This window comes from Microbacterium sp. FW305-3-2-15-F-LB2 (assembly GCF_058787255.1).
Genome location: NZ_JBYSZO010000001.1, coordinates 1,564,574 through 1,587,813 on the forward strand (window position 1 = coordinate 1,564,574; position 23,240 = coordinate 1,587,813).

Here is a 23,240-nt window from a genome sequence, read left to right on the forward strand (position 1 = left end):
CAGCCCCGGTTCCATCGCGGTTCGACTCGTGTTTCACGCACGTTACAGCCGTGGGGGTCATGTAAACATTGCGTTTCGCGCGGCCGCGAAGCCGGTGAAGAACTCCTCAGGAGTGCGTCAGCGCCACCAGGCGCGACACGGCGCGGAGGTACTTCTTCCGATACCCGCCCGCGAGCATTTCGTCGGAGAAGACGGCGTTCAGCGGCACCCCTGTGGCGCGGATCGGGATCTGCGCGTCGTAGGCGCGGTCGACGAACGCCACGAGGCGCAGCGCCGCCGACTGGTCGTGCAGAACCTGCACGTCGCGCAGCCCGATGGTGTCGATGCCGTCGATGAGGCGGATGAACCGGGACGGGTGCACGCGGGCGAGGTGCGCCACGAGGTCGGTGAACGCGTCGTCGGTCGCGACGCCGTGTGCGGCGGCATCCTGGATGGCATCCGCGTAGTCGGCGTCCGAGAGCACGCGTGCCTCGCCGTCGATCGCACGCTGGCGGAAGTCGGTGCCGTCGATGCGGATGGTTCGGAAGCTGTCGGCCATCGACTGGATCTCGCGCAGGAAGTCCTGCGCCGCGAAGCGCCCTTCGCCAAGCGCGTTCGGCGGGGTGTTTGAGGTCGCCGCGAGCCGGGTTCCGGATGCCACGAGCTCGCCGAGCAACCGGGTCATCACCATCGTGTCGCCCGGGTCGTCGAGTTCGAACTCGTCGATGCACAGGAGGTCGGAGCCGCGGAAGAGTTCGACGGCCTTGGCGTAACCGAGGACTCCCACGAGCGCCGTGTACTCGATGAACGAGCCGAAGTACTTCCGACGGGCGGGCATGGCGTGGTAGATCGAGGCCAGGAGGTGCGTCTTGCCGACGCCGAATCCGCCGTCCAGGTACACGCCCGGCTTCACCGGGGGCGTCTTCTCGGCGCGGCGGAAGAACCCGCCCTTCTTCGTCGGCGTGCTCGTGCGTCCGGCGAACGCTTCGAGCAGCTCTTTCGCCTCCTGCTGCGACGGGTACGCGGCATCCGCCCGGTAGGACTCGAACGTCGCGCCGTCGAACTGCGGCGGCGGGACGAGCGCACTCACCATCTCGGCGCCGGAGATGGCCGGCTCGCGGCCGATGAGGTGCACGACGCCGGTCGTCGCGGGCGTTGAGGTCATGGCCGTCCTGTGTCGCAGTCTTACGGAGAGGTGCCTGCTTCGACGCGGCGGTCCTAGGGTCGAAGGTGCGGTGTCCACCCTACGCCGCCCGCTTCCCCACCCCGACCGAGGAGACATCGTGACCGTCGAGTTCGACACCACCTCCCCCAAGTTCGCCGCGTATGCCGAACCCGGCCGTCTCGTGACCGGCGACTGGCTGCAGGAACGCCTCGGCCAGCCGGGTCTGGTCGTTGTGGAATCCGACGAGGACGTGCTCCTCTACGAAACGGGGCACATCCCCGGCGCGGTCAAGGTCGACTGGCACACCGAGCTCAATGACCCGGTCGTGCGTGACTACGTCGACGGCGAGGGATTCGCGAAGCTCCTGAGCCGGAAGGGCATCGCGCGCGACGACACCGTCGTCATCTACGGCGACAAGAACAACTGGTGGGCCGCGTACGCCCTGTGGGTCTTCTCGCTGTTCGGACACGAGGACGTGCGTCTGCTCGACGGCGGTCGTGACAAGTGGATCGCCGAGGGGCGTCCGATCACCACCGAGCCGACCACTCGCGAGCCGGTCGAGTACCCGATCGTCGAGCGAGACGACGCTCTCATCCGCGCCTACAAGGACGATGTCCTCGCGCACCTCGGCAATCCGCTGATCGACGTCCGCTCCCCCGAGGAGTACTCGGGCGAGCGCACGTCCGCCCCCGCCTACCCGGAAGAGGGCGCGCTGCGCGCCGGCCACATCCCCAGCGCGCAGAGCGTTCCGTGGGCCAAGGCCGTCGCCGACGACGGTGGCTTTAAGTCGCGCGAAGAACTGGATGCCATCTACCGAGTCGGCGCGGGGCTGAAGGACGGCGACAAGATCGTCGCGTACTGCCGCATCGGTGAGCGTTCCAGTCACACGTGGTTCGTGCTCAAGCACCTCCTCGGGTTCGAGGACGTGCGCAACTACGACGGCTCCTGGACCGAGTGGGGCAGCGCGGTGCGCGTGCCGATCGTGTCGGGCGCCGAACCGGGCGAGGTTCCCGGGCGCTGAGCCGACGCGGTGCGGGCGTGGGAAACTAGCGGTGATGTCCGAAAACACCCTCCCCGCCCGTCTCGCCGAGATCCGTGACGAGTTCCTCGAGCTCGACGAGCCCGACCGCCTGCAGCTCCTGCTGGAGTTCTCGCAGGAGCTCCCCGATGTTCCGGAGCGATATGCGGATCACCCGGAGATGTGCGAGCGCGTCGCCGAGTGCCAGTCGCCGGTGTACATCGTGGTCGACGTGGACGACGCGGGACGAGTGGCCATGCACGCGACAGCGCCGGCCGAGGCGCCCACGACCCGCGGGTTCGCGAGCATCCTCGCGCAGGGGCTGACCGGACTCACCGCCGAGGAGGTGCTCGCGGTACCGGACGACTACCCCCAGAGCATCGGGCTGACGCGCGCGGTGAGCCCGCTGCGCATCGCCGGCATGACCGGAATGCTCATGCGCGCGAAGCGTCAGGTGCGCGCGAAGAGCGGCGCCTGACGCACGGCATCCGTTCTACTCCGCCACCGCGAATCCGTGCGACCGGACCCAGTCCTTGATGGTGCGCGTCCACCGCGTCTCGTCGTAGTTCCAGAGCTTGGTGTGGCGCGCGACGGCGAACGTCTCCATCGTGACGAGGTCCGGGCGGGCCGCGGCTAGACGCTATGAGTGGTTGAGCCTGGGGCCTCCACTCGCGTAGACCGTGGGTTGCGGGCCGGTGTTCCGGCTTGCCGAGCCACATACGTGAGGGAGGCCCCAGTTGATATCTGAGCGTACGAGTGTCGGGCTGGATGTGCACGCGCGAAGCGTGGTCGCAGCCGCGATCGATGAGCGAACCGGGGAGCTCGTGCAGCGACGCATGGGTTCCGACATCGAGGAGATCGTCGCCTGGGTGACGGGTCTTCCGGGGCCGGTCGCTGCGACCTACGAGGCGGGGCCGACCGGATTCGGGTTGGCGCGCGCTCTCACGGCTGCCGGAGCGCGGTGCGTGGTCGCGGCTCCGTCGAAGCTGCAGCGCCCGGTGGGCGACCGGGTGAAGACCGACGCGCGGGATGCGGTGCATCTGGCTCGGCTGCTGCGGTTGGGCGAGGTCGTCGAGGTGGTGGTCCCGAGCATCGAGGCGGAGTCGGCCCGGGATCTGGTGCGGGCTCGGGAGGATGCCCGCGGGGATCTGATGTCCGCCCGTCACCGGGTCAGCAAGCTGCTGCTGCGGCAGGGAATCCAGTACTCGGGCGGGAAGGCATGGACCGTCGCGCACGACGGGTGGCTGCGATCCCAGCGGTTTGAGCTGGTCGGGTTGCAGGCCGCGTTCGACGCTGCCTACGAGGCGATGATCCAGGCCGTCGACCGCCGTGACCGACTCGACGCGGCGATCGCACGCATGGCCGCGGACAGCGAGTTCACCGACGTCGTGAACAGGCTCTGCTGCCTGCGCGGAGTGTCCACGCTGACCGGCTTCGCTCTCGCGGTCGAGATCGGCGACTGGACCCGGCTGGACGGGCACCGCATCGGCGCCTATGTCGGGCTGACCCCGTCAGAGTCCTCCTCCGGCGCGTCTCGCGCACTGGGCGGGATCACCAAGACCGGCAACAGCCACGCCCGTCGCCTGCTGATCGAAGCGGCCTGGCATCACCGCCCCGTCTACCGTCCCACCTCACCGGTCATGCGCGCCCGCTGGGACCGGGCCAGCGCCCAGGCGAGAGCCCGCGGGCATGCCGGCAACCAGCGTCTGCACGACCGGTGGGTCAGGTTCCAGGCGCGCAGGAAGCGCAGCGTCGTCGCCAACGCCGCGATCGCCCGCGAGCTGGCCGGCTGGTGCTGGTCCCTGGCCGTCATGACCTGACCCCGGCCCTGAGCTTCCGGCCGCCGACGGTGGTGACGGCAGCGTCCGGGCGACTCGCGACACGCCCTATGAGCAACCCGCCCAGCAGGCCACGCTCGATCTCTAGACTCGCGTGAACGCCCCGCCGAACAAGCCGTCATGCGGTAACCAACCCGCGCATATCAGAGTGACAACGCGTCGAACACGACACGCGCGTCACCACCCGACACGACCGGAACGAGCGGACGCCGCAGCCGACGGGCACGGCGTCCGCTCACCCCTGCCCCTTGACAAACCCCACTCCCATATCAGGGCGTGTGAGGCATCGCTCGGGACGAATCCGTCGTCGTCGCTGTGGAGGACGAGCACGGGATGCCGGAGCTCAGAGGCCCGCGCGACGGCGTCGAGTCGGTCGAGGGGGATGGCCGACCCGGCGCCGGTGAGGACGGCGCCCCAGTCGGAGCCCAGGATGCGCTGAGCGAAAGCCAGCACGGGGGTCGGGAGGCGCAGGAGTCGCCCCTGGTAACGCAGGACGGTTCGCCAGTCGGCGACGGGCGACTCCAGGATCAGGCCGGCGATGACATCGCGATGGGGCGAGGAGAACTCGGTCTGCAGGCAGATCGCGCCTCCCATCGACCACCCCATCAAGAGGATGCGGCGCGCACCCTGGCGCCGTGCGTATCCGATCGCGGCATCCACGTCCCGCCATTCGGTCGCGCCCAGTGCATACGTGCCCGTGCGGCTCCGCGGCGCGTCGCCGTCGTTGCGGTACGACACGACGAGGCTGGTGATGCCGAGGTCATGGAACACGGGGACGGCGCGGAGCGTCTCCGCCCGGGTGGTACCACGGCCGTGCACCTGGATGACCCACACGTCGGTGTCGACGGCGGAGGGGAACTCCCACGCCGGGCACGGACCGACCGGCGTTCCGATCAGCGCATGGCGGTACGGGATCTGCAGATCGTCGGGCTTGTCGTAGTACCAGCCGCTGAAGGCCGCCATCGGAGCCAGATGTGCGTCGGCGGCGACGTGCGTGAGGAGCTTCCGCGTGACGCTGGTGCCGTCGTCCTTCACGACTGACCCCAGGCGCAGGTAATCGAGCGTCCCCGTGGTGAACAGCCCGTATCGGCCGGGCAGCGCCGTGTCGTCGGTGCGATCGAGGGTCACGGTCTGCGCGGCGGCATCGAGCGAGCGGAGGTGGACGTCGGGGATGCGCCCGGCGGGGGTGACGACCGTACGGGCCATGCGCAGCGACACCGCGCCGAGGGCGGTGGCGCTCAGCCCCAGGGCGGTGGTCAACGCGGCGATGGCGACCCGCAACGGTGCGGCCGCGGGATGCGGGGCACGGCGCCTCGCGGCGCGCCTGGGAGCGTTCATCGAGGCCTCACTCTAGTCTGTGGCCGTGACTGACCCCCGCTCACCCGAGGCGGCGACCCCTTTCGCCCGGGCGACCGACGAGTTGCGCGCGACGCCGTTCCGCGACGACTTCGTGGTGCGCGAGATCCCGTCTCCCTCCGGGCTGGCCCCGCAGTCGTTGGCGCTCGCGGGCGATGTGCGCCCGGAGGCGCACGCGACGGACTCTCTCTTCGGGACGGGACGCTTCATCCTGTTGCACGACCCGGAGGAGCCGGAGCAGTGGGGTGGCGCGTGGCGCGTCGTGTGCTTCGCCCAGGCGCCGCTCGAGCCCGAGATCGGGGTCGACCCGCTCCTCGCCGAGGTCGCGTGGTCCTGGCTCATCGACGCGTTGGATTCGCGGGGTGCCGAACGACACTCCGAATCGGGGACGGCGACCAAGACGCTGTCGACCGGATTCGGTGCGCTCGCGGCGCAGGGTGAAGGGTCACAGATCGAACTCCGCGCGTCGTGGTCGCCGCGCGGTCCGTTTCGCCCGCACCTCGAGGCGTGGGCCGAATTGGTCTGCATGCTCGCCGGACTCCCCCCGGGGTCCGAGGGTGTCGCGGTCCTCGGAGCCCGGAGGCCCCCGCGTGGTTGAGTACACCGTCATCGAGGATGCCGAAGGCCTGGCCGCGGCGTCGCAGTCGCTGGCATCCGGGGTCGGTCCCGTCGCCGTCGACGTCGAACGTGCGTCGGGATTCCGGTACTCGCAGCGGGCCTACCTGATCCAGGCGTTCCGTCGTGGCGCCGGGGTGTTCCTGTTCGACCCGTCGACGATCGATGACTTCTCGCCGCTGCAGGCGGCCATCGGCGACGTGCAGTGGGTATTCCACGCGGCGAGCCAGGATCTTCCGTCGCTGCGCGAGCGGGGGCTCGAACCCCCCGAGATCTTCGACACCGAGCTCGGTGCTCGTCTGCTCGGACACGAGCGTGTCGGCCTGGGCGCCGTGGTCGAGGAGACACTCGGCATCACGCTCGCCAAGGCCCATTCCGCCGCCGACTGGTCCACGCGCCCGCTGCCGGCGTCGTGGTTGGAGTACGCGGCGCTCGACGTCGAGCACCTGGTCGACGTGCGGGACAAGCTGGCCGCCGAACTCGACGAGCAGCAGAAGACCGAGTTCGCGCGACAGGAATTCCGGGCCGTGCTCGAGCGGCTGCCGAAGCCGCCGCGGGAGGACCCCTGGCGTCGCCTCAGCGGCCTTCACACCGTGCGCGGCCGCCGCTCGCTGGCCGTGGCGCGCTCGCTGTGGCAGGCGCGCGAGGACTACGCCCGCGAGCAGGACGTCGCGCCGGGTCGGCTCGTGCCCGACCGCGCGCTGGTGGCGGCCGTCCTCGCGGACCCGTCGAGCAAGCAGGCCCTCGCGGGGGTCAAGGAGTTCAACGGGCGGGCGAGCCGGACGCAGCTCGACCGCTGGTGGAACGCGATCGTCGCCGGGCGCGAGACCACCGACCTTCCGCCGGATCGTGTGCCGAGCGACACTCTGCCCCCGCCGCGCGCGTGGGTCGACCGCAACCCCGAGGCCGATCGTCGCCTCAAGGCCGCGCGTCCCGCGGTGGAGGCGCGCGCGGAGGAACTCCGGATGCCGACCGAGAACCTGCTCACCCCCGAGACCCTCCGGCGTGTCGCGTGGACTCCCCCGGCCGAGATCACGGCCGACACCATCTCCGCCGCCCTCGCGGAGCTCGGAGCGCGCCCGTGGCAGATTGAGCAGACTGCACAGGTCATCGCCGATAGCTTTGTAGCTTCCGTCAACGAGCCTGCGGACGTCGCGGAGACGGATTCGTAGGTTCGGACAACCGATTCTTCGCGCCGCGGAGGCTTTCCTAGGCTGGCTGCATCCCAATGTATGGAGGCAGAGTGGCCGAGATGTCAGACGTCTTCTTCGTCGATGGTGTGCGAACCCCGTTCGGGCGCGCCGGCGAGAAGGGCATGTACTGGAACACCCGCGCGGACGACCTTGTCGTCAAGGCGATCATCGGGTTGATGGAGCGCAACGGCGATGTGCCGAAGGACCGGATCGACGACGTGGCGATCGCCGCGACGTCGCAGACCGGTGACCAGGGCCTCACGCTCGGACGCACGGCGGCGATCCTCGCCGGGCTGCCGATGACCGTGCCCGGCCTCGCCATCGAGCGCATGTGCGCGGGAGCGATGACGAGCGTCACCACGATGGGCGCCTCGATCGGCGTCGGAATGTACGACCTCGCCCTCGCGGGCGGCGTCGAGCACATGGGGCACCACCCCATCGGCGCGAACGCCGACCCGAACCCGCGCTTCGTCGCCGAGAAGCTGGTCGACCCGGGCGCGCTGAACATGGGCGTGACCGCCGAGCGCATCCACGACCGCTTCCCGCACTTGACGAAGGAGCGGGCGGACCGTTTCGGCATGGCCAGCCAGCACAAGGTGCAGGCGGCTTACGAGGCCGGCAAGATCCAGCCCGACCTCATTCCGGTGGCCGTCAAGGATGCCGAGGGCGCCTGGGGCCTCGCCACCGAGGACGAGGGGCGCCGACCCGAGACGACCCTCGAAGGTCTGGCATCCCTCAAGACCCCCTTCCGGCCGCACGGTCGCGTCACGGCCGGTACGTCGTCGCCCCTCACCGATGGAGCGACGATCAGCCTGCTCGCTGGCTCGGACGCGGTGAAGGAGCTCGGCCTCACGCCGAAGATGCGGATGGTCTCGTTCGCGTTCGCCGGCGTGCAGCCCGAGATCATGGGCATCGGCCCGATCCCGTCGACCGAGAAGGCGCTGAAGAAGGCCGGCCTGACGATCGACGACATCGGCTTGTTCGAACTGAACGAGGCGTTCGCGATCCAGGTCATCTCGCTGCTTGACCACTTCGGCATCGCCGACGACGACCCGCGCGTGAACCCCTGGGGCGGCGCGATCGCCCTCGGCCACCCGCTCGCGGCATCCGGCGTCCGCCTGATGATCCAGCTCGCCGCGCACTTCGCCGAGCGCCCCGACGTGCGCTACGGCCTCACCGCCATGTGCGTCGGCCTCGGCCAGGGCGGCTCCGTGATCTGGGAGAACCCGTTCTTCGACGGAAAGAAGAAGCGCAAGTGACCGACTACTCCGCGATCGACTTCTCGCCCCTCGACGCCCTCACCGGCGACGAGGTCGTCACCCACTCCCCCGTCCGCGACGTGCGTCTGCCCTCGGGCAACGTCGTCGCCCTCGTCACCCTCGACAACGGGCGCGACCACACCCGGCCGAACACGCTGGGCCCGGCGACCCTCGCCGAGCTCGGACGCATGCTGGAGACCCTGAAGCAGCGGGCGGCGGCGGGCGAGATCCACGCCGTGGCGATCACCGGCAAGCAGTACATCCTCGCCGCCGGCGCCGACCTGTCCGACGTGGCGAAGCTGCCGTCGAAAGACATCGCGCGCCTCATCGCGCAGCGCGGTCACCAGGTGCTCGGGTCGCTCTCCGACCTCGGGGTTCCCTCGTTCGCGTTCGTCAACGGTCTCGCCCTCGGCGGCGGCCTGGAGATCGCGCTGAACTCGACCTACCGCACGGTCGACGCCTCGGCCGCCGCGATCGCGTTGCCCGAGGTGTTCCTGGGCATCATCCCCGGCTGGGGCGGCGCCTACCTGCTGCCGAACCTCATCGGCATCGAGAACGCGCTCGAGGTCGTGGTGTCCAACCCGCTCAAGCAGAACCGGATGCTCAAGCCCCAGCAGGCCTACGACCTCGGGATCATGGATGCCATCTTCCCCGCGGCGTCCTACCTCGAGGACTCGCTGCGCTGGGCGGACGGCGTGCTCACCGGGCGCGTGAAGGTCGAGCGGAAGAACGAGCCCGGCAAGATCGAACGTCTTACCAAGTGGCCCATCGCCATCAAGGTCGCGCGCGGCATGCTCGAGTCGAAGATCGGCACGGTCCCCCGCTCCCCCTACGTTGCACTCGACCTGCTCGAGAAGGCCAAGGGCGGCACCAAGGCGGAGGGGTTCGCCCGCGAGGACGAGGCTCTCGCCGACCTCATCACGGGCGATCAGTTCGCGGCATCCATGTATGCCTTCGACCTCGCGCAGAAGCGCGCGAAGCGTCCGGTCGGCGCGCCCGACAAGGCGCTGGCGAAGAAGGTCACGAAAGTCGGTGTGATCGGTGCGGGGCTCATGGCGTCGCAGTTCGCGCTGCTCTTCGTCCGGAAGCTGCGGGTCCCCGTCGTCATCACCGACCTCGACCAGGGGCGCGTCGACAAGGGCGTGGCCTCCATCCGTGAGGAGATCGGGAAGCTCGAGGCGAAGGGCCGGCTCGATTCCGACACCGCCAACCAGCTGCGCGCCCTCGTGCACGGCACGACCGACCGCGGTGAGTTCGCCGACTGCGACTTCGTCATCGAGGCCGTGTTCGAGGAAGTGGGCGTCAAGCAAGAGGTGTTCTCGGCGATCGAGAAGATCGTCTCGGACGACACGATCCTGGCGACCAACACCTCGTCGCTGTCGGTCGCCGAGATCGGTTCGGCACTGGAGCACCCCGAGCGGCTCGTCGGCTTCCACTTCTTCAACCCGGTCGCGGTCATGCCGCTCATCGAGGTCGTGAAGACGGATGCCACCTCCGACGCCGCCCTGTCGACCGCGTTCGTCGTGGCCAAGGGCCTCGGCAAGAACGCGGTGCTCACCGCCGACGCCCCCGGATTCGTCGTCAACCGTCTGCTGGCCAAGGTCATGGGAGAGGCCGCGCGCGCCGTCTACGAGGGCACTCCGATCACGGTGGTCGAGAAGGCGTTCGCTCCGCTCGGTCTGCCGATGGGTCCGTTCCAGCTCATCGACCTCGTCGGGTGGAAGGTCGCCGCACACGTGCAGGACACGATGGCGGGAGCCTTCCCCGACCGGTTCTTCGCGTCGGAGAACTTCCACGAGCTCGCCGCCCTCCCCGAGGTGGTCGAGAAGGACAAGGGCGGCCGGGTCACGGGCTGGACGAAGGCCGCGCAGAAGGTGCTCGTCACCGGCAAGACGCCTGTCGCCCCCGAGACGATCCTCGCCCGCGTGCAGGACGGTCTCGCGCAGGAGATCAAGATCATGCTCGACGAGGGCGTCGTCCCCGAGGTGCAGGACATCGACCTGTGTCTCATTCTGGGCGCCGGCTGGCCGTTCATCGACGGCGGCGCGTCGCCCTACCTCGACCGGGAGGGAGCGTCGGAGCGCGCCTTCGGCGACACGTTCCACCACCCGCCCATTCGCGGCATCGGCGGCTGAAACACCACAGCGGCGCCGTCCCCTGAGGGGGCGGCGCCGCTGTCGAGCGTGGCGGGGCCTACGGGCGGGACTTCTCCCACTCCTCCAGCGTCGGGATCGAGCCGGTGGGCGTCTGCCGCGCCATGGGAACCCGCGTTCCGAGCACCTGGGCCACCACGTCATGGGCAATCTTGGATGCTGTGAGCCCGGCATCCTCGAGGATCTGCTCGCGCGTGGCGTGGTCGATGAATTCGTCCGGGATGCCGAGCTCGTCCACGGCCGTGTCGACCCCGGCCTCGCGCAGAACCTGACGGACGCGCGTGCCGACGCCGCCGACGCGGATGCCGTCCTCGATGGTGATCACGAGCCGGTGCTCGCGCGCGAGGTCGATGATCGACGGCTGCACGGGGATCGCCCACCGGGGGTCGACGACCGTGGCTCCGATCCCCTGCGCGCGAAGGCGTTCCGCAACCTCCATGGCGAGATGGACCATCGGGCCGATGCCCACGAGGAGCACGTCGTCCGACGAACCGCGGGCCAGAACGTCGACGCCGTCGGGCAGACGTTCGATCGCCTCGAGATCCGCGGGCACACCGCCCTTCGGATACCGCACGACCGTGGGGGCGTCGCCGACCGCGACCGCTTCGCGGAACTCCTCGCGCAAGCGCGTCGCGTCCCGCGGAGCGGCGATCCGGATGCCGGGCACGAGCTGCAGCATCGCGAGGTCCCAGATGCCGTGATGGCTCGGTCCGTCGGGGCCGGTGACCCCGGCGCGGTCGAGCACGAACGTGACGCCGGCCTTGTGCAGGGCGACATCCATCATGACCTGGTCGAACGCGCGGTTCATGAACGTCGCGTAGATCGCGACGACCGGGTGCAGCCCGCCGAAGGCGAGGCCCGCGGCCGAGGCGACCGCGTGCTGCTCGGCGATGCCGACGTCGTACACGCGCTCGGGGAAACGCTCCGCGAAGGCCTGCAAGCCGGTGGGTCGCAGCATCGCGGCCGTCATGGCGATGACATCGTCGCGCTCCGCGCCCACGGCGGTGAGCTCGTCCGCGAAGACGTCCGTCCACTGCGGGCCCCCACTCGAGCTCAGCGCTTCGCCCGTGATGGGGTCGATCTTGCCGACCGCGTGGAACTGGTCGGCCTCGTCGCTGAGCGCCGGGGCGTAGCCGCTGCCCTTGTCGGTGATCGCGTGCACGATCACGGGGGCTCCATACGATTTCGCCAACTCGAGCGTCTCGATGAGCGACTCGAAGTCATGACCGTCGATGGGTCCGAGGTACTTGATGTCGAGGTTGCTGTACAGCGCCTCGTTGTTCGTGAAGCGCGACAGGAAGCCGTGCGTGCCGCCGCGAACGCCGCGGTAGACCGCCCGCGCCGCCGGCCCCAGGCGACGGAACAGCGTGTCGGAACTCTGATGCAGGTGCCGGTACGCCTCGTTCGTGCGCACGCGGTTGAGGTAGCGGGCCATGCCGCCGATGGTCGGGGCGTACGACCGGCCGTTGTCGTTGACGACGATGACGAGGTTGCGGTCGTTGTCGTCGCTGATGTTGTTCAGCGCCTCCCACGTCATACCTCCCGTGAGGGCACCGTCGCCCACGACGGCGACGACGTGGCGGTCTCGGCGGCCGGTGCGTGAGAACGCCCGCGAAACGCCGTCGGCCCAGCTGAGCGAGCTCGACGCGTGCGACGACTCGACGATGTCGTGCTCGCTTTCGGAGCGCTGCGGGTAGCCGGCCAGGCCGCCGCGGGAACGCAACTGCGCGAAGTCCTGGCGTCCGGTGAGGATCTTGTGCACGTACGACTGGTGCCCGGTGTCGAAGATGATCGGGTCGGCCGGGGAGTCGAAGACGCGGTGCAGAGCGATCGTCAGCTCGACGACGCCCAGGTTGGGGCCGAGGTGGCCGCCCGTGCGGGCGACGTTCTCGACGAGGAACGAGCGGATCTCGGCGGCGAGCTGCCGCAGCTGATCGGGAGTGAGACCGTCGAGGTCACGCGGACCGTGGATGCCGGGTAGGAGAGCCATCTGACTCCTCTCGTGCGGTGCGCGCGGAGGTCCGCGCGTCTGTCGATTCTAGTCTCGGCACCCGGACGGGGCCCGGCAAAGGCTTGCCAGCGAGCGATTCAGGGTGTCGGGAAACGCGACCGCGCCCCGGAAGCCGAGGCTCCCGGGGCGCGGAGGATGCGGGATCAGACGAGCGAGCGCAGCACGTACTGCAGGATGCCGCCGTTGCGGTAGTAGTCGGCCTCACCGGGGGTGTCGATACGGACCACGGCGTCGAACGTCACGGTCTGCTTGCCCTCGGGCGAGAACTCGCTCGGTTCGGCGGTGACCTTCACCGTCTTGGGGGTCACGCCCTCGTTGAGCTGCTCGAGGCCCTCGATCGAGACGATCTCGGTGCCATCGAGGCCCAGCGACTTCCAGCTCTCGCCGGCGGGGAACTGCAGCGGGACGACGCCCATGCCGATGAGGTTCGAGCGGTGGATGCGCTCGAAGCTCTCGGTGATGACAGCCTTCACGCCGAGCAGGTTCGTGCCCTTGGCCGCCCAGTCGCGCGACGAACCCGAGCCGTACTCCTTGCCACCGAAGATGACCAGCGGGGTGCCCTGCGCCTGGTAGTTCTGGCTCGCGTCGAAGATGTACGACTGCGGTCCGCCGGGCTGAGTGAAGTCACGGGTGTAGCCGCCCTCGACGACCGTGCCGTCGTTGACCGCGGCCGTGAGCTCGTTCTTCAGGCGGATGTTCGCGAACGTGCCGCGGATCATGACCTCGTGGTTCCCGCGACGCGAGCCGTAGGAGTTGAAGTCCTTCTGCGCGACGCCGTGCTCGATGAGGTACTGCGCGGCGGGCGTGCCCGCCTTGATGTTTCCGGCCGGGGAGATGTGGTCGGTGGTGACCGAGTCTCCGAGCGTCGCCATCACGCGCGCACCGGAGATGTCGGTGACCGGCGAGGGCTCCATCGACATGCCGTCGAAGTAAGGGGCCTTGCGCACGTAGGTGGAGTCGGCATCCCACTCGAAGATCGGACCGGTCGGGGTCGGGAGGTTCTTCCAGCGCTCGTCCCCCTCGAACACGGTGGCGTACTGCTGAATGAACTGCTCGCGCGAGATCGACGCGTCGATGATCGTCTGCACCTGGTCGGGGGCCGGCCAGATGTCCTTGAGGAAGACGTCGTTACCGTTCTGGTCCTTGCCCAGGGCGTCGGTCTCGAAGTCGAAGTTCATCGACCCGGCCAGTGCATAGGCGACCACCAGCGGCGGGGATGCCAGGTAGTTCATCTTCACGTCGGGGCTGATGCGTCCCTCGAAGTTGCGGTTGCCCGAGAGGACAGCCGTGACGGCGAGGTCGTTCTCGTTGATCGCCTCGGAGACTTCCTCGATGAGGGGGCCGGAGTTGCCGATGCAGATCGTGCAGCCGTAGCCGACGGTGTAGAAGTCCAGGCCCTCGAGCGCCTTGTCGAGACCCGACTTCTCGTAGTAGTCGGTGACGACCTTCGAGCCGGGGCCGAGCGTGGTCTTGACCCACGGCTTGCGCTTGAGGCCCTTGTCGACGGCGTTCTTCGCGAGGAGACCCGCCGCGATCATGACCGACGGGTTCGAGGTGTTGGTGCACGACGTGATCGCCGCGAGGGTGACCGCACCGTTGTCGAGCAGGTACGACTGCCCCTCCGGCGTGGTGACCTTGACCGGCTTCGACGCGTTGACGGGGTGACCCGACGAGATGAGCACCTCACCGGTGTGGGTGTGCTCGTCGCCCGGCACGGGGCCCGGGTCGGAGGCCGGGAACGACTGGTCGCTCTCGAGGTCGACGATGGAATCCGACGTCACGGCGGCGTAGTTGAGGATGTCCTTCTCGAACTGCGACTTGGCCTCGGACAGGAGGATGCGGTCTTGCGGACGCTTCGGACCGGCGATCGAGGGGACCACCGTCGAGAGGTCGAGCTCCATGTACTCGCTGAAGACGAGCTCGCGGGCCGGGTCGTGCCAGAGCTTCTGCTCCTTGGCGTACGCCTCGACGAGGGCGACGGTCTGCTCGTCGCGACCGGTGAGACGGAGGTACTCGAGCGTGACGTCGTCGATGGGGAACATCGCGGCCGTCGAGCCGAACTCGGGGCTCATGTTGCCGATCGTCGCGCGGTTGGCCAGCGGCACGGATGCCACGCCCTCGCCGAAGAACTCGACGAACTTGCCCACGACGCCGTGCTTGCGCAGCATGTCGGTGATGGTGAGGACGACGTCGGTCGCCGTGACGCCCGCCGGGATCTCGCCGCTGAGCTTGAAGCCGACGACGCGCGGGATGAGCATCGACACGGGCTGGCCGAGCATGGCCGCCTCGGCCTCGATGCCACCGACGCCCCAGCCCAGCACGCCCAGGCCGTTGACCATCGTGGTGTGCGAGTCGGTGCCGACGCAGGTGTCGGGGTAGGCGCGGAGGACGCCGTCGACCGTGCGGTCGTAGACCACCTTGGCGAGGTGCTCGATGTTGACCTGGTGGACGATGCCGGTCCCCGGCGGGACGACCTTGAAGTCGTCGAAGGCCGTCTGGCCCCAGCGGAGGAACTGGTAACGCTCACCGTTGCGCTCGTACTCGATCTCGACGTTGCGCTCGAGCGCGTTCTCGCTGCCGAAGAGGTCGGCGATGACCGAGTGGTCGATGACCATCTCGGCGGGCGAGAGCGGGTTGATGCGGTTGGGGTCTCCGCCGAGGGCCGTCACGGCCTCGCGCATGGTGGCGAGGTCGACGATGCAGGGGACGCCGGTGAAGTCCTGCATCACGACGCGTGCGGGCGTGAACTGGATCTCGGTGTCGGGCTCGGCATCCGGGTTCCAGGAGCCGAGGGCGCGGATCTGCTCCGCGGTGACGTTGGCCCCGTCCTCGGTGCGGAGCAGGTTCTCGAGCAGCACCTTGAGGCTGAACGGGAGCTTCTCGTACCCGGCGACGGTGTCGATGCGGAAGATCTCGTAGTCGGTGCTGCCGACCGTCAGGGTGCTCTTGGCACCGAAGCTGTCAACCGTGGACACGATCGTCTCCTTCGTCGGCGTATGCGCAGGCGTCGGCCCGCCCTCTCCCATCTTCCCCTCGCGATGGGGAGGATGCCAGGAAGGCCGACCTAACCGCGAGGGAGGGAGATTTATCTTGATATCAAGATAAATATATCAGGACTCGCGGCGCGGCGAGAGAGCGCGGACGGCGAGCCACGTCACGGCGACCATCGGGGCGAACAGGGGCAACCCCATGATGATCTTGAGCGTGCCGAGGGCCGTCACGTCGCCGGCGAAGTAGAGCGGGAGCTGCACCACGAGGCGGGCGATGAACAAGGCCGCCCACCCGAGCGACAGCAGCGAGTACACGCGTCGCTTGCGCTTGTCGGTGCGCCAGGCGGTCCCCTCGCCGAGAAGGTAGCCGGCGGCCAAGCCGATCAGCGGCCACCCGACGAGGACGGACACCAGAAAAGCGGTCCCGTACGCACCGTTGGTGAAGAACCCGAAGACGAAGTTGTCTTGACCGCGGCCCGTGAACAGGGCGAGGAGCGCGGCTGCGACGGTGGCGACGAGCCCTCCGATCGCCGCGCTCGGCGGCGATTTCGTCAGCAGACGCACGATCGTGAAGACGAGCGCCAGACCGACCGAGACGCCGAGGCTCAGCGGCAGATTCCCCTGCCGCGACTCGGGATCGGTCGTCACGGTGAACAGGACGACGAATGCGAGGGAGGGCAGGACGGATTCCAGGATGCCGCGCACCCCGCCCATCGCCGCCCACACGGCCGCGCCGGTCGAGGAGTGCTTCGACGGGTCGAGCCCCGCGCGACGCGCGGCGCTCCCCAGCGCGGCCGAGACGCTGTCGGCCGCGGACGGCGGCTCGAGCGGGACGCGGTCGGCGTCATCCGGGCGTGCGGAGTCGCTCATGTCGTGGCGGGGGTGCCCGGCATCCGGAGCGGGATCAGATCACGCGGGGGCATCGGCGACCCGCCGCGCACGACGACGATCGAACGGAAGAGGTCTTCCACCGCCGTCGCCGCGTCGACGTCCGACGTCGCGGCGCCGCCGATGACGCCGCGAAGGAACCAGCGCGGGCCGTCCACCCCGACGAAGCGCGCGAGCCGCTTGGTGGCGCCGTCGGGTCCGGCCACGACCGGAACCTCGGCGAGCAGCTCGGGACCGAGCGGTCCTTCGCGTTCCTCGACACGACCGCCCTGCTGCTTGATCTGCTGGCGGATCTGGTCGCGGGTCTCGGCCCACAGGCCACTCGAGCGCGGCGCCGCGAACGGCTGCACCTGGAGGGTGGACTCGGCGTAATCCAAGCCCACGGCGACGATGCGCTTGGTCTGCTCTTCGACCTCGAGCCTCAGGTTCAGGCCCTCACGCGGGAGGATCTTGATTCCGCCCAGGTCGATGTACGGGCGCACCGCGTTCGCCTCGGACTCGTCGAAGGGTCCGGCGGTCTCGCGGTCGACGGGCCCGCTCTTGGCGGGTGGCGCGGCCTCGATCTGCTGCTCGGAGTCGTCGGTCATCGGGTGCTCCCTGAGGGGGTCTGGTAGCCGCTGGATCCGAAGCCGCCTTCTCCTCGCACGCTGGCGGGGAGCTCGTCGACGGGGATGAAGCGCACGGGTGGGACGGGCATGACGATGAGTTGCGCGATGCGGTCTCCGACCGCGATCTCGTAGGCCTCGTCGAGGTCGGTGTTCAGCAGCGCCACTTTGATCTCGCCGCGGTAGCCCGCGTCGATCGTGCCGGGCGAATTGACGATCGTGATCCCGTGCTTCGCCGCCAGTCCGCTGCGGGGGACGACGAAGGCGGCGTACCCCTCGGGCAGGGCGATGCGCACGCCGGTTGGGACGAGCGCACGCCGACCGGGCTCGAGACGAACCGCCTCGGCGGCGACGAGGTCGGCTCCGGCGTCGCCGGGGTGGGCGAAGACCGGAATCTCGGATGCGACAATGAGGACGTCCACCGTTTCGGTCACCCCACGAGGGTAATGCAGAAGAGGGGGTGCGGCATCCGCACCGGAATCGAGTACCGCGAACGCCTGAGCCCATCGCTGTGGGCGCTCGTCGCCGCGGCGGTCTGCGGGCCGATGGCGGCCCTGGTCTTCTCTCCCATCGACACGACCGTCGCCCTCGTCGTGGGCCTGTTGGTCTCGGTGGGGATCGTGGCTGCCCTCGTCGCACTCTCCCCCGTGATCGAACTGCGCGACGGAGAGTTGCGGGCGGGCCGCGCGCACATCCCGGTGGAGTATCTCGGGACGCCGGCAGGCGTGGTGGCGGACGAAGCGCGGACGGCCCGTGGGAGTGGTCTCGACCATCGGGCCTGGCATGTCATCCGGGGAGGGATCGACGGGATCGTCACGGTGCCCGTGACCGATCCCGATGATCCGACTCCCCTGTGGGTGGTCTCCACCCGGACGCCGGATCGCCTCGTGGCGGCGATCCAGCGCGCTCAGGTCAGGCTGCGCACTCCAGGCAGATGAAGCCGGAGCCGCTCTCTTCGGCGATCTGGGAACGGTGCTTCACCAGGAAGCAGTTCATGCAAGTGAACTCGTCCTCCTGGGGCGGAAGCACGACGACATCGAGCTCGATGTCCGACAGATCGGCTCCGGGCAGTTCGAAGCCCGAGGGGTTGTCGGCATCCTCGTTGTCGATCGACCCCGACGTCTTGTCGGGCACGCGCTCCTTGAGGGCCTCGATCGACTCGCTGTCGTCCTCGGTCTTGCGCGGTGCGTCGTAATCGGTGGCCATGCGTGAAGGTCTCTACTTCCGGTTTTTCGTGGTGCATCGCCCGAACGGGCGGCCATAGTTTGCATGACCCGACCCCGATTAGCAAATGCGCTTGTCTGGGATGGTGCGGGCTGCGAGGCGTCAAACTCGCGGCGCGCCCGCGTTATTCCCGCCTCCGGCGCCACGGCCGTGTCAGCATGGGGCTCGACCGCAGATCGGAGGGGTGTTTCGTATGGAACAGCTCAAAGTCATCGGAACCGAGGATGACGTCCTCGTCGTCGCGACCGAAGCGGGCGAACGATTCGCCCTGCCGCTCGACGAGGTGCTGCGCGCCGAGGCGCGTCGTGCGCGCCGTGGGCGCGAGCACGACGACGAGCGCGCGCCCCGTGCCAGCCCCCGTGACATCCAGGCGCACATCCGCGCAGGACTCTCGGCCCGCGAGGTCGCGACCCTGCTGAACGCCCGCGTGGAAGACGTCCAGCGCTTCGAAGGCCCCGTCCTGGCCGAGCGAGAGCACGTCGTCGCGCAGGCGCTGGCCGTGCCCGTGCTCCTCGGGGGCGCGCTCGAGCACGACGCGCCGATCACCTTCGGTGCCGCCGTCCGCGCGAAGCTCAGCGAGGCCGGTGCGTCGTCCGAGCGCTGGACCAGCTGGAAGGACTCCTCCGGCTGGATGGTCAAGCTGGAGTTCGTCGCCAACGGCATCGATCACGACGCCCGATGGGGCTTCGACCCCCGCCGCAGCACCCTGTCGCCGCAGAACTCGGACGCGATCCAACTCTCACGCCAAGGTTCGTTGCCCGAGGGACTCATTCCCCGCCTGCGCGCGCTGGACACCCCGCTTCCCAAAGACGACTCGCGGTTCGACAGCGGCGCATTCGGTCCGCGTCGACTCGACATCGAGGACGAACCCGGGGTGGAGGCCACGGGTCCGGTCGCCGCAGCCGTGCAGGCGGCGGCCATCAAGCGCGCCCCCGACGCTCCGGTGACCTCGTCCGAGACCGCCGACCTCCTGGAGGCGCTGCGCCGCCGCCGCGGTCAGCGTGAACCGCTGCCCGGTGCCGCAGAGGTGCGGGAACCCGAGCCGCGCGTACCCAGTGCGCCCGTGGCGCTCTTCGACGCGCTGGAGCCCGAATACCGCGCCGACGAGCCCGACGTCGAACCCGAGCGGACCACCGCTCCCCCGGCATCCTCCGACTCCGGTCGCCGGGCGAAGGGGCGGCCGTCGATGCCGTCGTGGGACGAGATCGTGTTCGGGGCGCGCACCGACGAGAGCTGATCCGCTCGTCGTCAGGCGAAGGCGCCGAGGCGCAGCAGGGGGACGGTGCGTTCCTCGTCGGTGAGCGACCCGTGCTGACCGACCATGCGTTGCGGGCGCTTGTCGGTCTCGCGGTCGTCGTAGTACGCGAAACGTCCGCGCGCAGCGACGAGGACGTCTCCGATGCGGTCGTGCACGGCGGGATCCACGCGACCGAACAGCCCGGCGGCGATCGCCTCGTCGCGTGTCAGTACCCAGGCCCGCGCCTGCTCCCGCTCGCGCCAGCGTGAGGCAACGGCATCCCGTTCGCCGTCCGCGGTGTACAGGTGCAGCATGCGCGGTTCGCCGCCGACGATGTCGACGCCCTCGACGAGCGGGTCGCCGTGCGTGAGCAGCACGTGCTTCCGGGCGGGCACGTCGACCATGCCGTGGTCGGCCGTGACGATCACGCCGGTGCCGGGACCGATCGCGCCGGCGAGATCGCGCGCGGCGATATCGACGCGCTCCAGGGCGTCGATCCAGCGCTCGGACTCCCACCCGTCGCGGTGCCCCGCGGTGTCGAGGTCGGGTGCGTAGAGGTAGACGAGAGCGCCCGGATGCCGACCCGCGAGGTCGGCCGCGATCGCGGCGCGTTCACGCACGTCCGTGGCGGAGACGAACTCCGCGCCCCGCAGCGTCGCCTCCGTGAACCCGGTGCCGGTGTAGTCGGGACGGGAGACGACGAAGCACGGGCGCCCGCGTTCCGCTTCGATCTCGAAGAGCGGGCGGCTGCGCTGCCACGTGTGCGGGTCGAGGCCGTCGGTCTCCCAGCCGTGCAGCTGGTTCGCCGCGACGTCGGTGCCGGGGATGCGCGTGCGGTAGCCGACGATCCCGTGCTCCCCCGGGTCGGTGCCGGTCAGCATGCTCGTCAGAGCGGCGGCGGTCGTTGAGGGGAAAACCGTGCGGGCCACATCGCGGCGCGTCCCGGCGGAACCGAGGAACCGGGCATGACCGCGGCGCTCCGCGAGGTTGTGCGACCCGAGCCCGTCGACGACGAACACGACGGCGCTCCGGGCCGGCGCAAACCACTCGGACCGACCGTCGAGGGCCGAGATCGCCTGGCTCACCACACCGGTGAGGTTCCGGGCGCGCGGCGGGCCCGCCGGTAGGCTGATAGACATCGGGGCCAGTCTTCCACACGACATTCCGCCCCCGTCGAGATCGACGCCCGCCCGACCCGAGGCCGCACCTATGCCCGATTCCCGTTCCTCCGCCGCTTCCCCCGCACCCGAGCGCATCGAAGACGTCGATGTCTCGGCCGAGATGCAGGGGTCGTTCCTCGAGTACGCGTACTCGGTGATCTACTCGCGCGCGCTGCCCGATGCGCGCGATGGGCTCAAGCCGGTGCAGCGTCGCATCCTGTACCAGATGGCCGAGATGGGCCTGCGTCCCGATCGCGGGCACGTGAAGAGCGCACGCGTCGTCGGTGAGGTGATGGGAAAGCTCCACCCCCACGGCGATGCTCCGATCTACGACGCCCTGGTACGTCTCGCGCAGCACTTCTCTCTCCGTGTGCCGCTGATCGACGGGCACGGCAACTTCGGCTCGCTCGACGACGGCCCGGCCGCCCCCCGCTACACCGAGGCGCGACTGGCGCCGCCCGCCCTCGCCCTCACGGAGAACCTCGACGAGGACGTCGTCGACTTCGTGCCGAACTACGACGGGCAGTTCCAGCAGCCCGATGTGCTGCCGGCCGCCTTTCCGAACCTGCTGGTCAACGGCGCGACCGGCATCGCGGTCGGCATGGCCACCAACATGGCGCCGCACAACCTGATCGAGGTCGTCGGGGCGGCGACGCACCTCCTGCGGAACCCGGATGCCACGGTCGAGGAGCTCATGGAGTTCGTCCCCGGCCCCGACCTGCCGTCTGGCGGCATCATCGTCGGTCTCGACGGCATCAAGGACGCGTACACGAACGGCCGCGGGTCGTTCCGGACGCGCGCGAAGGCGTCGATCGAGTCGCTGGGCCCCCGCCGCACCGGCATCGTCATCACCGAACTCCCCTACCTCGTCGGACCCGAGCGGGTGATCGAGAAGATCAAGGATGCCGTCCAGTCGAAGAAGCTTGCCGGCATCGCCGACGTCACCGACCTCAGCGACCGTCAACACGGGCTGCGTCTGGTCATCGGCATCAAGACGGGCTTCGACCCCCAGGCGGTGCTCGAGCACCTCTACCGGCTGACTCCGCTCGAGGACTCCTTCGGGATCAACAACGTCGCGCTCGTCGACGGACAGCCCCAGACGCTCGGCCTGCGCGAGATGCTGCGCGTGTACCTCGACCACCGCATCCGCGTCATCACGCGGCGCAGCGAGTACCGCTTGGCCCGCAGACGTGAGCGTCTCCACCTCGTCGAGGGTCTGCTCATCGCGATCCTCGACATCGACGAGGTCATCCAGGTCATCCGCTCGTCCGACGACGGCGAGCAGGCACGGACGCGTCTGCAGGAGGTCTTCGACCTGTCGCACCCGCAGGCGGAGTACATCCTCGAACTGCGCCTGCGACGCCTCACGAAGTTCTCCCGCATCGAGCTCGAGGCGGAGCGCGACCAGCTCAAGGCCGAGATCGACCAGCTCGTGGAGTTGCTCGGCAGCGAGGTCCTGTTGCGCGCCCAGGTCGCGACCGAGCTCGAGGCTGCGGCCGAGGCCTACGGCACGCCCCGCCGCACGATGCTCCTCAACGGTGGTCCCGTGCAGCCCCGGTCGGCCAAGGCCGCCGCGGCCGCTGATCTGCAGATCGCCGATGCGCCCTGCCGCGTCTTCCTCTCGGCGACCGGCCGCATGGTGCGCGCCGAGCTCACCGTCGACGCACCGGGCGGTGGGGTCGTCGCTCCGACGCGACGCGCCAAGCACGACGCGATCCGTTCCTCGGTGGACACGACGACGCGTGGAGACATCGGTGCCGTGACCTCGGCCGGGCGTCTCGTCCGCTTCTCCCCCGTCGACCTGCCGTCCGTGCCGGGGAACGCGGTACAGCTGTCCGCGGGAACCAGGGTCGAGCAGTACCTCACCCTCGGCAAGGGCGAGCAGGTGGTCGCGCTCGTGCCGTTGACCGACGGCGCCCCCATCGCGCTCGGCACGGCCCAGGGGATCGTGAAGCGCGTGGCGGCGAGCGAGCTCGGCACGAAGCCCGAGATCGAGATCATCGCCCTCCGCGACGGCGACCGGGTGGTCGGGGCGGCCCCGGCCTCCGATGCGGCGGAGCTCGTGTTCATCGCCGACGACGCGCAACTCCTCCGCTTCGATGCGTCGTCCGTGCGGCCCCAGGGGCGCTCGGCCGGGGGCATGGCCGGCATCCGCTTGTCCGACGGTGCGCACGTGATCGCCTTCGCCGTGGTCGGTGGCTCGGCGTTCGACGCGGTCGTCGTCACGATCGCCGGCTCGACCACCGCGCTGGCGGGAACGGATGCCGGAAGCGCCAAGGTCTCGGCGTTCGCGGAGTTCCCGGCCAAGGGGCGCGCGACCGGAGGCGTCCGCGCTCAGCGGTTGCTCCGTGGCGAAGACGCGCTGACGCTCGCGTGGGTCGGGTCCGACCCGCGGGCCGTCGGCTCCGACGGGTCGGTGCGCTCTCTTCCGGAACCGGGAGCCAAACGCGATGCGTCGGGGCAGCCGCTCGACGCGGTCGTCGGCGCGATCGGCACCGCGATCCGCTGAGCTCCACGGCGCCGAACCGGCCGGTGCGCGCCGGTTCGGC

19 protein-coding genes are annotated in these 23,240 nt (G+C 69.6%); 10 read left to right on the forward strand and 9 right to left on the reverse strand.

Going from position 1 to position 23,240, the window contains the following annotated elements; all coding sequences use genetic code 11:
- Positions 1-106 precede the first annotated feature (106 nt).
- Entirely contained in the window at positions 107-1,144 is a 1,038-nt protein-coding gene (gene zapE / locus AC3WLZ_RS07620) for a cell division protein ZapE (RefSeq protein WP_412924482.1), read from the reverse strand.
- Between the two features lie 118 nt (positions 1,145-1,262).
- Between zapE and AC3WLZ_RS07625 the strand changes: the two genes are divergently transcribed.
- From AC3WLZ_RS07625 to AC3WLZ_RS07635, 3 genes are all read left to right on the forward strand, one after another.
- On the forward strand, positions 1,263-2,165 hold the full coding sequence (locus AC3WLZ_RS07625; protein ID WP_492469637.1) for a sulfurtransferase: 903 nt from the start codon (positions 1,263-1,265) through the stop codon (positions 2,163-2,165).
- 34 nt (positions 2,166-2,199) lie between these two features.
- Positions 2,200-2,640 carry a SufE family protein gene (locus AC3WLZ_RS07630; protein WP_412924484.1) on the forward strand — a complete coding sequence of 147 codons (441 nt, stop codon included), beginning with the start codon at positions 2,200-2,202 and terminating at the stop codon, positions 2,638-2,640.
- Between the two features lie 259 nt (positions 2,641-2,899).
- The gene (locus AC3WLZ_RS07635) at positions 2,900-3,982 is read left to right on the forward strand and encodes an IS110 family RNA-guided transposase (protein WP_492469184.1); all 1,083 of its coding nucleotides are present in this window, start codon (positions 2,900-2,902) and stop codon (positions 3,980-3,982) included.
- A gap of 195 nt (positions 3,983-4,177) precedes the next feature.
- Here AC3WLZ_RS07635 and AC3WLZ_RS07640 read toward each other — a convergent pair whose 3' ends face one another.
- Positions 4,178-5,338 (reverse strand): alpha/beta hydrolase family protein, encoded by a 1,161-nt coding sequence (locus AC3WLZ_RS07640; RefSeq protein WP_492469638.1) that lies wholly within the window; start codon positions 5,336-5,338, stop codon positions 4,178-4,180.
- A 25-nt stretch (positions 5,339-5,363) separates the two neighbouring features.
- Between AC3WLZ_RS07640 and AC3WLZ_RS07645 the strand changes: the two genes are divergently transcribed.
- The 4 genes from AC3WLZ_RS07645 (at position 5,364) to AC3WLZ_RS07660 (ending at position 10,558) form a co-directional block, all read left to right on the forward strand.
- Entirely contained in the window at positions 5,364-5,954 is a 591-nt protein-coding gene (locus tag AC3WLZ_RS07645) for a DUF3000 domain-containing protein (protein WP_492469639.1), read from the forward strand.
- Complete coding sequence (locus AC3WLZ_RS07650) at positions 5,947-7,143, forward strand: ribonuclease D (RefSeq protein ID WP_492469640.1); 1,197 nt, start codon at positions 5,947-5,949, stop codon at positions 7,141-7,143. Before AC3WLZ_RS07645 ends, AC3WLZ_RS07650 begins: the two co-directional genes overlap by 8 nt.
- A gap of 71 nt (positions 7,144-7,214) precedes the next feature.
- Positions 7,215-8,423, forward strand: a complete 1,209-nt coding sequence (locus AC3WLZ_RS07655; RefSeq protein ID WP_412924488.1) for a thiolase family protein — start codon at positions 7,215-7,217, stop codon at positions 8,421-8,423.
- On the forward strand, positions 8,420-10,558 hold the full coding sequence (locus tag AC3WLZ_RS07660; RefSeq protein WP_492469641.1) for a 3-hydroxyacyl-CoA dehydrogenase NAD-binding domain-containing protein: 2,139 nt from the start codon (positions 8,420-8,422) through the stop codon (positions 10,556-10,558). The genes AC3WLZ_RS07655 and AC3WLZ_RS07660 overlap by 4 nt, the downstream gene beginning before the upstream one ends.
- 58 nt (positions 10,559-10,616) lie before the next feature.
- Here the strand turns inward: AC3WLZ_RS07660 and dxs are convergent, their stop codons facing one another.
- The 5 genes from dxs to dut form a co-directional block, all read right to left on the reverse strand.
- Positions 10,617-12,566: a 1-deoxy-D-xylulose-5-phosphate synthase gene (dxs, locus tag AC3WLZ_RS07665; RefSeq protein ID WP_412924490.1), complete on the reverse strand. Its 1,950-nt coding sequence runs from the start codon at positions 12,564-12,566 to the stop codon at positions 10,617-10,619.
- 164 nt (positions 12,567-12,730) lie between these two features.
- On the reverse strand, positions 12,731-15,562 hold the full coding sequence (gene acnA, locus AC3WLZ_RS07670) for an aconitate hydratase AcnA (protein WP_412924491.1): 2,832 nt from the start codon (positions 15,560-15,562) through the stop codon (positions 12,731-12,733).
- A gap of 135 nt (positions 15,563-15,697) precedes the next feature.
- On the reverse strand, positions 15,698-16,447 hold the full coding sequence (locus AC3WLZ_RS07675; RefSeq protein ID WP_492469642.1) for a DUF3159 domain-containing protein: 750 nt from the start codon (positions 16,445-16,447) through the stop codon (positions 15,698-15,700).
- Positions 16,444-17,052: a DUF3710 domain-containing protein gene (locus AC3WLZ_RS07680; protein WP_492469643.1), complete on the reverse strand. Its 609-nt coding sequence runs from the start codon at positions 17,050-17,052 to the stop codon at positions 16,444-16,446. The genes AC3WLZ_RS07675 and AC3WLZ_RS07680 overlap by 4 nt, the downstream gene beginning before the upstream one ends.
- A complete protein-coding gene (dut, locus tag AC3WLZ_RS07685; RefSeq protein ID WP_412924494.1) occupies positions 17,049-17,504 on the reverse strand; it encodes a dUTP diphosphatase in 456 nt (151 codons plus the stop codon). The genes AC3WLZ_RS07680 and dut overlap by 4 nt, the downstream gene beginning before the upstream one ends.
- Positions 17,505-17,516: 12 nt before the next feature.
- On the opposite strand from dut, the gene AC3WLZ_RS07690 reads away from it, so the two are divergent.
- On the forward strand, positions 17,517-18,008 hold the full coding sequence (locus AC3WLZ_RS07690; protein ID WP_412924495.1) for a DUF3093 domain-containing protein: 492 nt from the start codon (positions 17,517-17,519) through the stop codon (positions 18,006-18,008).
- Here the strand turns inward: AC3WLZ_RS07690 and AC3WLZ_RS07695 are convergent.
- Positions 17,983-18,276 carry a DUF4193 domain-containing protein gene (locus AC3WLZ_RS07695; protein WP_228162853.1) on the reverse strand — a complete coding sequence of 98 codons (294 nt, stop codon included), beginning with the start codon at positions 18,274-18,276 and terminating at the stop codon, positions 17,983-17,985. The two genes, AC3WLZ_RS07690 and AC3WLZ_RS07695, sit on opposite strands and share 26 nt — an antisense overlap.
- Before the next feature lie 211 nt (positions 18,277-18,487).
- Here AC3WLZ_RS07695 and sepH point away from each other — a divergent pair, with 211 nt between their 5' ends.
- Complete coding sequence (sepH, locus tag AC3WLZ_RS07700) at positions 18,488-19,531, forward strand: septation protein SepH (RefSeq protein ID WP_412924496.1); 1,044 nt, start codon at positions 18,488-18,490, stop codon at positions 19,529-19,531.
- Positions 19,532-19,542: 11 nt separating this feature from the next.
- Here the strand turns inward: sepH and AC3WLZ_RS07705 are convergent, their stop codons facing one another.
- The gene (locus AC3WLZ_RS07705; RefSeq protein ID WP_492469644.1) at positions 19,543-20,670 is read right to left on the reverse strand and encodes an alkaline phosphatase family protein; all 1,128 of its coding nucleotides are present in this window, start codon (positions 20,668-20,670) and stop codon (positions 19,543-19,545) included.
- Positions 20,671-20,740: 70 nt separating this feature from the next.
- Here AC3WLZ_RS07705 and AC3WLZ_RS07710 point away from each other — a divergent pair, with 70 nt between their 5' ends.
- Positions 20,741-23,200, forward strand: coding sequence for a DNA gyrase/topoisomerase IV subunit A (locus AC3WLZ_RS07710; protein ID WP_492469645.1), 2,460 nt, complete (start codon positions 20,741-20,743; stop codon positions 23,198-23,200).
- The last annotated feature ends 40 nt before the right edge of the window (positions 23,201-23,240 follow it).

Bases quoted from the DNA above. Each gene is read 5' to 3' on its own strand.
- AC3WLZ_RS07695 (WP_228162853.1), bottom strand. From the start codon at position 18,276: ATGGCCACCGATTACGACGCACCGCGCAAGACCGAGGACGACAGCGAG.
- AC3WLZ_RS07675 (WP_492469642.1), bottom strand. From the start codon at position 16,447: ATGAGCGACTCCGCACGCCCGGATGACGCCGACCGCGTCCCGCTCGAG.
- AC3WLZ_RS07680 (WP_492469643.1), bottom strand. From the start codon at position 17,052: ATGACCGACGACTCCGAGCAGCAGATCGAGGCCGCGCCACCCGCCAAG.
- AC3WLZ_RS07690 (WP_412924495.1), top strand. From the start codon at position 17,517: ATGCAGAAGAGGGGGTGCGGCATCCGCACCGGAATCGAGTACCGCGAA.
- AC3WLZ_RS07630 (WP_412924484.1), top strand. From the start codon at position 2,200: ATGTCCGAAAACACCCTCCCCGCCCGTCTCGCCGAGATCCGTGACGAG.
- dxs (WP_412924490.1), bottom strand. From the start codon at position 12,566: ATGGCTCTCCTACCCGGCATCCACGGTCCGCGTGACCTCGACGGTCTC.
- AC3WLZ_RS07705 (WP_492469644.1), bottom strand. From the start codon at position 20,670: ATGTCTATCAGCCTACCGGCGGGCCCGCCGCGCGCCCGGAACCTCACC.
- AC3WLZ_RS07710 (WP_492469645.1), top strand. From the start codon at position 20,741: ATGCCCGATTCCCGTTCCTCCGCCGCTTCCCCCGCACCCGAGCGCATC.
- sepH (WP_412924496.1), top strand. From the start codon at position 18,488: ATGGAACAGCTCAAAGTCATCGGAACCGAGGATGACGTCCTCGTCGTC.
- zapE (WP_412924482.1), bottom strand. From the start codon at position 1,144: ATGACCTCAACGCCCGCGACGACCGGCGTCGTGCACCTCATCGGCCGC.
- AC3WLZ_RS07640 (WP_492469638.1), bottom strand. From the start codon at position 5,338: ATGAACGCTCCCAGGCGCGCCGCGAGGCGCCGTGCCCCGCATCCCGCG.